7 protein-coding genes are annotated in these 6,878 nt (G+C 59.3%); 6 read left to right on the top strand and 1 reads right to left on the bottom strand.

Annotated elements, in window-relative coordinates; genetic code table 11:
• A partial coding sequence (gene rnt / locus CL546_RS07055) for a ribonuclease T (RefSeq protein WP_290493872.1) occupies window positions 1-626 on the bottom strand: 626 nt, incomplete at its 3' end.
• A 226-nt stretch (window positions 627-852) separates the two neighbouring features.
• Between rnt and CL546_RS07050 the strand changes: the two genes are divergently transcribed.
• From CL546_RS07050 to CL546_RS07025, 6 genes are all read left to right on the top strand, one after another.
• Window positions 853-2,076, top strand: coding sequence for an argininosuccinate synthase (locus tag CL546_RS07050; RefSeq protein WP_290493871.1), 1,224 nt, complete (start codon window positions 853-855; stop codon window positions 2,074-2,076).
• A gap of 231 nt (window positions 2,077-2,307) precedes the next feature.
• Window positions 2,308-3,723: a YncE family protein gene (locus tag CL546_RS07045; protein ID WP_290493870.1), complete on the top strand. Its 1,416-nt coding sequence runs from the start codon at window positions 2,308-2,310 to the stop codon at window positions 3,721-3,723.
• A 191-nt stretch (window positions 3,724-3,914) separates the two neighbouring features.
• Window positions 3,915-4,298 (top strand): lactoylglutathione lyase, encoded by a 384-nt coding sequence (gene gloA, locus CL546_RS07040; RefSeq protein ID WP_039926957.1) that lies wholly within the window; start codon window positions 3,915-3,917, stop codon window positions 4,296-4,298.
• A complete protein-coding gene (locus CL546_RS07035) occupies window positions 4,298-4,756 on the top strand; it encodes an ATP-dependent zinc protease family protein (protein ID WP_290493869.1) in 459 nt (152 codons plus the stop codon). Before gloA ends, CL546_RS07035 begins: the two co-directional genes overlap by 1 nt.
• Window positions 4,753-5,661, top strand: a complete 909-nt coding sequence (rimK, locus tag CL546_RS07030; RefSeq protein WP_007148982.1) for a 30S ribosomal protein S6--L-glutamate ligase — start codon at window positions 4,753-4,755, stop codon at window positions 5,659-5,661. The genes CL546_RS07035 and rimK overlap by 4 nt, the downstream gene beginning before the upstream one ends.
• Before the next feature lie 146 nt (window positions 5,662-5,807).
• The gene (locus tag CL546_RS07025; protein WP_290493868.1) at window positions 5,808-6,866 is read left to right on the top strand and encodes a succinylglutamate desuccinylase/aspartoacylase family protein; all 1,059 of its coding nucleotides are present in this window, start codon (window positions 5,808-5,810) and stop codon (window positions 6,864-6,866) included.
• Window positions 6,867-6,878: the final 12 nt, after the last annotated feature.

Below are 6,878 nucleotides of genomic sequence, written 5' to 3'. Positions count from 1 at the left end.
GGGGGGGGGGGCCAGCCGCCCAGGGTTTTGAAGCGATTGACCATGGAACAGAACAGTTCCGCCGTGCGGGTGGCGTCGTACAGCGCGGAATGCGCTTCGCGCTGGCTGAAACGAATCCCTGCGGCTTCGCAGGCCTTGGCCAGCACCGTTTGCCCGTATACCAGCCCGGCCAGGGCGGCGGTATCGAAACTGGAGAAGGGATGGAACGGACTGCGCTTGATGTCGGTCCGGTCGGTGGCTGCATTCAGGAAACCCTGATCGAAGAAGCTGTTGTGCCCCACCAAGACAGCACGGGTGCAGCCATGTTGCTTCACTGCCTTGCGCACGGGCTCGAACACCCCCTTGAGGGCGGTTTCTTCCGAGACCGCGCCGCGTAGCGGGTTGCTCGGATCGATACCGGTGAAGTCCAGTGCCGCCTGTTCCAGGTTGGCTCCGGGGAACGGGTCCACATGGAACTGGATACGGGTGGACGGGCGCAGGTTGCCCTGGGCGTCCATTTCTATCAGGACGGCGGCGATTTCCAGCAGCGCGTCGGTCTGGGAATTGAATCCCCCGGTTTCCACGTCAATGACTACCGGCAAAAAGCCGCGGAAACGTAGCGCCAGGCTGGGATGCTGATCGCTCATGATCACTCCATCAAACACAAAGACCCCGCAGAAACCGCAAGCGCAACTGCGAGCGGGGCTTATGCTACCGGAATCCCCACCCCGGCAACAGGCGAAACCGGGCACGGCGCTGCCTGGAGGTGACGTGCACGGGGGCGGGCGGGTACAATACGCCCCCTCGATATGCCCCACGATTCACCGGGGGCCGGCCCATGCGCTGCCGGCCGCCCATTTGCGGAGTCTTTCAATGTCCAAGATCAACAAGGTGGTACTGGCTTATTCCGGTGGCCTGGATACTTCAGTTATCGTCAAATGGCTGCAGGATACCTATGACTGTGAAGTGGTGACATTCACCGCCGATATCGGCCAGGGTGAAGAAGTAGAGCCGGCCCGCGCCAAGGCAGAAGCCATGGGCGTGAAAGAGATCTACATTGAAGACCTGCGCGAAGAGTTCGTGCGCGATTACGTATTCCCCATGTTCCGCGCCAATGCTATCTATGAAGGCGAGTACCTGCTGGGCACCTCCATTGCCCGCCCGCTGATCGCCAAGCGTCTGGTGGAAATTGCTGAAGAAACCGGTGCGGATGCCATTTCCCACGGCGCCACCGGCAAGGGCAACGACCAGGTGCGCTTCGAGCTGGGCGCCTACGCCCTGGCCCCCGGCATTCAGGTGATTGCCCCGTGGCGTGAGTGGGACCTGAATTCCCGCGAAAAGCTGATGGCGTACTGCGAAGAGCGCAATATCCCGGTGGATTTCTCCAGCAAGAAGAAAAAATCCCCGTATTCCATGGACGCCAACCTGCTGCACATCTCCTACGAGGGCGGCAACCTGGAAGATCCGTGGTGGGAAGCGGAAGAAGACATGTGGCGCTGGAGCGTGAGCCCGGAAGCCGCACCGGACCAGGCCACCTACATCACCCTGGGTTTTGAAAAGGGCGATATCGTCTCCATCGACGGCGAAACCCTGAGCCCGGCTGAGGTGCTGACCAAGCTGAACAAGCTGGGTGGCGACAACGGCATTGGTCGCCTGGATATCGTGGAAAACCGCTATGTAGGCATGAAGTCCCGTGGCTGCTACGAAACCCCGGGTGGCACCATCATGTTGCCAGCGCACCGCGCCATCGAGTCCCTGACCCTGGATCGCGAATCCGCGCACCTGAAAGACTCGGTCATGCCCAAGTACGCCGAGCTGCTGTACAACGGTTACTGGTGGAGCCCGGAGCGCCTGGCCCTGCAGAAGCTGATCGATGCTACCCAGGAACACGTGAACGGCGAAGTGCGCCTGAAGCTCTACAAGGGCAGCGTGACCGTTGTCGGCCGTCGTTCTGACAACGACAGCCTGTTCGATGCGTCCATCGCCACCTTTGAAGACGATGCCGGCGCCTACGATCAGAAAGATGCGGAAGGCTTTATCAAGCTCAATGCGCTGCGCCTGCGTATTGCCGCCAAGACGGGCCGCAAGTTGGGTTAAAGCGACGCCGCACGCTTCACGCAGCACGCAACACGAAAACCGCCGCGAGCCACGAGCTCGCGGCGGTTTTTTGTGTCAGGCGTCAGGCGTCAGGCGTTAGGCATCCGGCGTAATACGTTACATAACGACAAGGAAAGTGCATTTAGGTTGTACGTCAGTCTCAATTAGTCTGTGGGCAGCGATATATCGACAGCTCTATATACACAACAACAGGCTTATTGAGGAATCGCCATGCTGCTGCGCCAACCGGTTTTCGAGATCCCGTTCTTTCCCCGTGCTTTGGGTGCTATCGCCTTGAGTGCCGCCTTGCTGGTGTCAGGGTGTGGTGGGGGAGGCAGTAGTGATGCGCCCGCCGCCAATAGCCCGGCGCAGGAAGCAGAGCGGGAGGTGGCGGAGCCGGAAGCGCCGGCGGACGCATCCCCTGATAACCCGGCTGCCGAACCTGATGGCCCGCGCAAGGTGATTTTCGTGGGCAATAACTGGGAAGGCATGGTCGATGTGATCGACGCTAATACCTACACGCGGCTGGGGCGCATCAATGGCATACCGGACCAAGCCGAGCGGGAGCGGGCGATTGCCATGAACCCCGTGGATCTGGTGTTTTTCCAGGGCATCCGCGTGTTGATTGGCGAAGGTCATCACCAGTACGTGGATGATATGTACAGCTCCAATGACGGCCGCCTGCTGATCGTCTCCCGGCCCAGCTATGCGGATGTGGCCGCCATTGATATTGCCACCGGTGAGGTGGTCTGGCGTTTTGAGGTGGACGGCTACCGCTCCGATCACATGGCATTGTCTCCGGATGGCACCCAGGTGGCCGTGTCAGCTTCCACCGGCAATGTGGTCCATATTCTCGATGTGGAAACCGGTGAAGAGCAGGGCAAGTTCCCGTCCGGTGACTCGCCCCACGAAAATATTTATTCCGAGGACGGCAAGCGCATTTATCACGCCAGTATCGGTACCGTGTACACCCCGCTGGACAGCGAACTGCTCGGCGGCGTCACCGACGCTCTATTGGGCAAGAACCTGTTGGACGCGACCAAGGGCGAGCGGGTGTTTCAGGTGGTGGATGCCGACAGTCTGGAGATTCTCAAAACGCTGGATCTGGAAGCGGATCTGGAGGCTGCCGGTTATGGCAACCTGAGCACCGCGGTGCGGCCCATGGCCCACACGGCAGATGAGCGTTATTTCTACTTCCAGCTGTCTTTTCTGCACGGCTTTATCGAGTACGACATGGAAGAGCAGAAAGTGCTGCGTCTGGCCGAGTTGCCGGACCTGACCGGTCCACTGGTGACCCGGGAAACCTATGTGAACGATTCCGCCCACCACGGCATCGCCTTGAGTGCAGACGACAGCACCTTCTGTGTGGCCGGTACCATGAGTGACTATGTGGCGCTGGTGAACCGTGACGATTTCTCCTACGAATTGAAAACCGGCATTGGCGAAAAACCGTATTGGGTGACCACCAGCAAGGACGGTAACCACTGTTATGTGTCCTGGAGCGGCACCGACCAGATGTCCGTCTTTAACTATGCCAGTGGCAAGGAAGTGGCGCGGGTGGATGTGGGCGACCACCCGCAGCGTATCCGTGAAGGCAGTGTGCCGGAAGCCTGGGTAGAGGATCAGGGGTCTCTGTTCCTGCCCTGAAGTACGCCAGACGCCTAATGCCGGAGGCCTGACGCTGAGATCCCGACCGCCTTTCCTTGTGTCTGGCTTTCGGCGTCGTGCCTCCGGCGTTTTTCCTTGTCAATCGACCTTTCTCGCACCACACTTCGCCCTGACACGGCAGGCGCTTGCGGCACCTGTGCATTTCCCTGTTGTCAGGAGTTTTTCCAATCATGCGAATCCTGCATACCATGCTGCGTGTGGGCGATCTTGAGGCGTCCGTCGCTTTCTATACCCAAGTGCTGGGGATGACCGAATTGCGCCGCAAGGACTACCCGGAAGGTCGCTTTACCAATGTTTTTGTGGGCTACCAGCCGGAATCGGAAGGCGCGGTGCTGGAGTTGACCTGTAACTGGGACCAGTCATCCTATGATCTGGGCGACGGCTATGGCCATGTGGCTCTGGCCGTGGACGACGTGTACGCTGCTTGTGAGCGTATTCGGGAAAGAGGCGGGCGTATCACCCGCGAACCGGGCCCCATGAAGCACGGCACCACAGTGCTGGCATTCGCGCAGGATCCGGACGGCTATAAAATCGAATTGCTGGGACGCGATTGATGGCAATAAAGGAGTCGCAAGTGACGAACAAGGTCACCGTTGGCTGGCGGGAATGGGCGACGTTGCCTGAACTGGGTATCGAGGCCATCAAGATGAAGGTGGATACCGGTGCCCGCACGTCCGCGTTGCACGCCTATCAGGTGAAAACGTTTGAGCGCGATGGCGCCGAGTGGGTGCGTTTTTGCATTCACCCGATCCAGGATCAGGATACTGTCCGTGAATGCGAAGCCCCGGTGTTGGATCGCCGTGTGGTCACCGACTCCGGTGGGCACAAGGAAGAGCGTCCGGTAATTCGCACCGAGATTGTGTTGGGCGGGCGTCACTGGCCCATTGAGATTACTCTCACGGATCGTGAGAACATGAAATTCCGCATGCTGCTGGGGCGAACCGCCATGGACCAGATTACCGTGGACCCGACAGCGTCATTCCTCCTTGGCGGCACAAAAGAGCAACCATGAAAATTGCGATTCTTTCCCGAAACAAGCGCCTGTACTCCACGCGACGCATGGTCGAAGCCGGCGAAGCGGCGGGCCATGAAATGCATGTGATCGACACCCTGCGCTGTTACATGAGCATGGTGGCTCACAAGCCGGAGATTCACTACAAGGGTGAAGTGCTGGAAGGTTTTGATGCGGTGATTCCCCGTATTGGTGCCTCGATTACCCAGTACGGTACGGCGGTAGTGCGTCAATTCGAAATGATGGGCGTTTTTCCGATCAATGAATCGGTAGCTATCTCTCGCTCCCGGGACAAGTTGCGTTCACTGCAGCTGCTCTCGCGCAAAGGCGTTGGGTTGCCCATCACCGGTTTTGCCCACTCGCCGGATGACATTCCCGACCTGATCAACATGGTTCGCGGTGCGCCGCTGGTGATCAAGATGCTGGAAGGCACCCAGGGCATCGGCGTGGTGCTGGCGGAAACCCGCAAGGCTGCGGAGTCGGTAATCGAAGCCTTTATGGGCCTGAACGTGTCGGTAATGGTGCAGGAATACATCAAGGAAGCCGGCGGTGCGGATATCCGTTGTTTTGTGGTGGGCGGCAAGGTTATTGCTGCCATGAAGCGCCAGGCCGCGCCGGGCGAGTTCCGCTCCAACCTGCACCGGGGCGGCAGTGCCAGCCTGATCCGCATTACCCCGGAAGAACGCGCCACCGCTGTGCGAGCTGCCCGTATCATGGGGTTGAATGTGGCGGGTGTGGATATCCTGCGTTCACACCATGGTCCGGTGGTGATGGAAGTGAATTCCTCTCCTGGCCTGGAAGGGATTGAGATGGCCACCAACAAGGATGTGGCTGGCATGATCATCAAGTTCATCGAAAAGGATGCCCGTCCCTACCGGACACAAACCAAAGGTTCCAAGGGATAAGGCTGTTTATTCCAAGAGCACCTCAAAAGGTGCGAACAGCCTGAAGCGAGTGACGAGTTTCGAGTTGCGAAAGCCGAACAAAATCATGGTTTTCTGTGCTCGGCACTCGTGACCGGGAAGGCTGTCGGCAACGTGGTCAGAAAAGAATGAAAAATCCAAAAGAACCGAAAAACGCTCCTTTTGAAATTGATGGCATTACCGTCCAGCCCGGTTCCCGCACAAAAGTGGAGCTGCCGCTGGCTCAGCTTTATACCCAGACCCCGCTGAATGTGCCTATTCATGTGATCCACGGCCGCAAGCCCGGGCCGGTGTTCATGGTCAGCGCGGCTATCCATGGCGATGAGCTGAATGGCGTTGAGATTATCCGTCGCCTGCTACGCCATTCCGCCTTGAAAAACCTTAGCGGCACCCTGTTGGCGGTGCCGGTGGTGAATGTGTTCGGCTTTATCCATAAATCGCGCTACCTGCCGGACCGCCGGGATCTGAACCGCTGCTTCCCGGGCTCGGAAACCGGCAGCCTGGGCGCGCGCATGGCATGGCAGTTCAAGACCCAGGTGCTGGACCGTGCCACCCACGCGGTGGACCTGCACACCGGCGCCATTCACCGTGATAATCTGCCGCAGATTCGAGCCAACCTGTCCAACGATGACACCAGCGCCATGGCCAACGCCTTTGGCGTGCCGGTGGTGATCAACTCGGTACTGGGCGAGGGCACGCTGCGTGAAGTGGCCGAAGCCCAGGGCATTCCGGTCATTACCTACGAAGCAGGCGAAGCGCTGCGTTTTGACGAGTCCTGCATTCGTGCTGGCGTCAAAGGCGTGCTCAACGTGATGCATCATCTGGGTATGACGGGTTCCCGCCGCACCAAGGCACCCGCTGAGCCCTATATCGCCCGCTCCTCCAGCTGGGTCCGAGCCGAACGCGACGGCGTCTTCCTGTCCCTGGTGGCCCTGGGTGCCTGGATCAAGAAAGGGGATCTGATCGGCCGTATCTCCAGCCCCTTTGGCGGCGATGACATCAATATCCACGCCCCTGCCGCCGGCATTCTGGTGGGCCGCAACAATCTGCCGTTGGTTAACGAAGGCGAAGCCCTCTACCACATCGCCCGTTTCGAGGAGGTGGGGGAAGTGGCGCAGTCGCTGGAAGAGTTCACCCACGATATCGAAGAAGGGCCAACCCTGTCGGGGGAGCCGCCAATCGTATAATCCGGCTCGCAA

The organism is Alcanivorax sp. (assembly GCF_002726155.1).
In the GTDB taxonomy this organism is placed as follows: domain Bacteria; phylum Pseudomonadota; class Gammaproteobacteria; order Pseudomonadales; family Alcanivoracaceae; genus Alcanivorax.
This window is presented reverse-complemented; position numbering and strand designations above follow the sequence as displayed.

What these genes read in the sequence shown, in the direction of transcription:
- CL546_RS07050 (WP_290493871.1), top strand. Translation starts at nt 853, where the DNA reads ATGTCCAAGATCAACAAGGTGGTACTGGCTTATTCCGGTGGCCTGGAT.
- CL546_RS07045 (WP_290493870.1), top strand. Translation starts at nt 2,308, where the DNA reads ATGCTGCTGCGCCAACCGGTTTTCGAGATCCCGTTCTTTCCCCGTGCT.
- gloA (WP_039926957.1), top strand. Translation starts at nt 3,915, where the DNA reads ATGCGAATCCTGCATACCATGCTGCGTGTGGGCGATCTTGAGGCGTCC.
- CL546_RS07035 (WP_290493869.1), top strand. Translation starts at nt 4,298, where the DNA reads ATGGCAATAAAGGAGTCGCAAGTGACGAACAAGGTCACCGTTGGCTGG.
- rimK (WP_007148982.1), top strand. Translation starts at nt 4,753, where the DNA reads ATGAAAATTGCGATTCTTTCCCGAAACAAGCGCCTGTACTCCACGCGA.
- CL546_RS07025 (WP_290493868.1), top strand. Translation starts at nt 5,808, where the DNA reads ATGAAAAATCCAAAAGAACCGAAAAACGCTCCTTTTGAAATTGATGGC.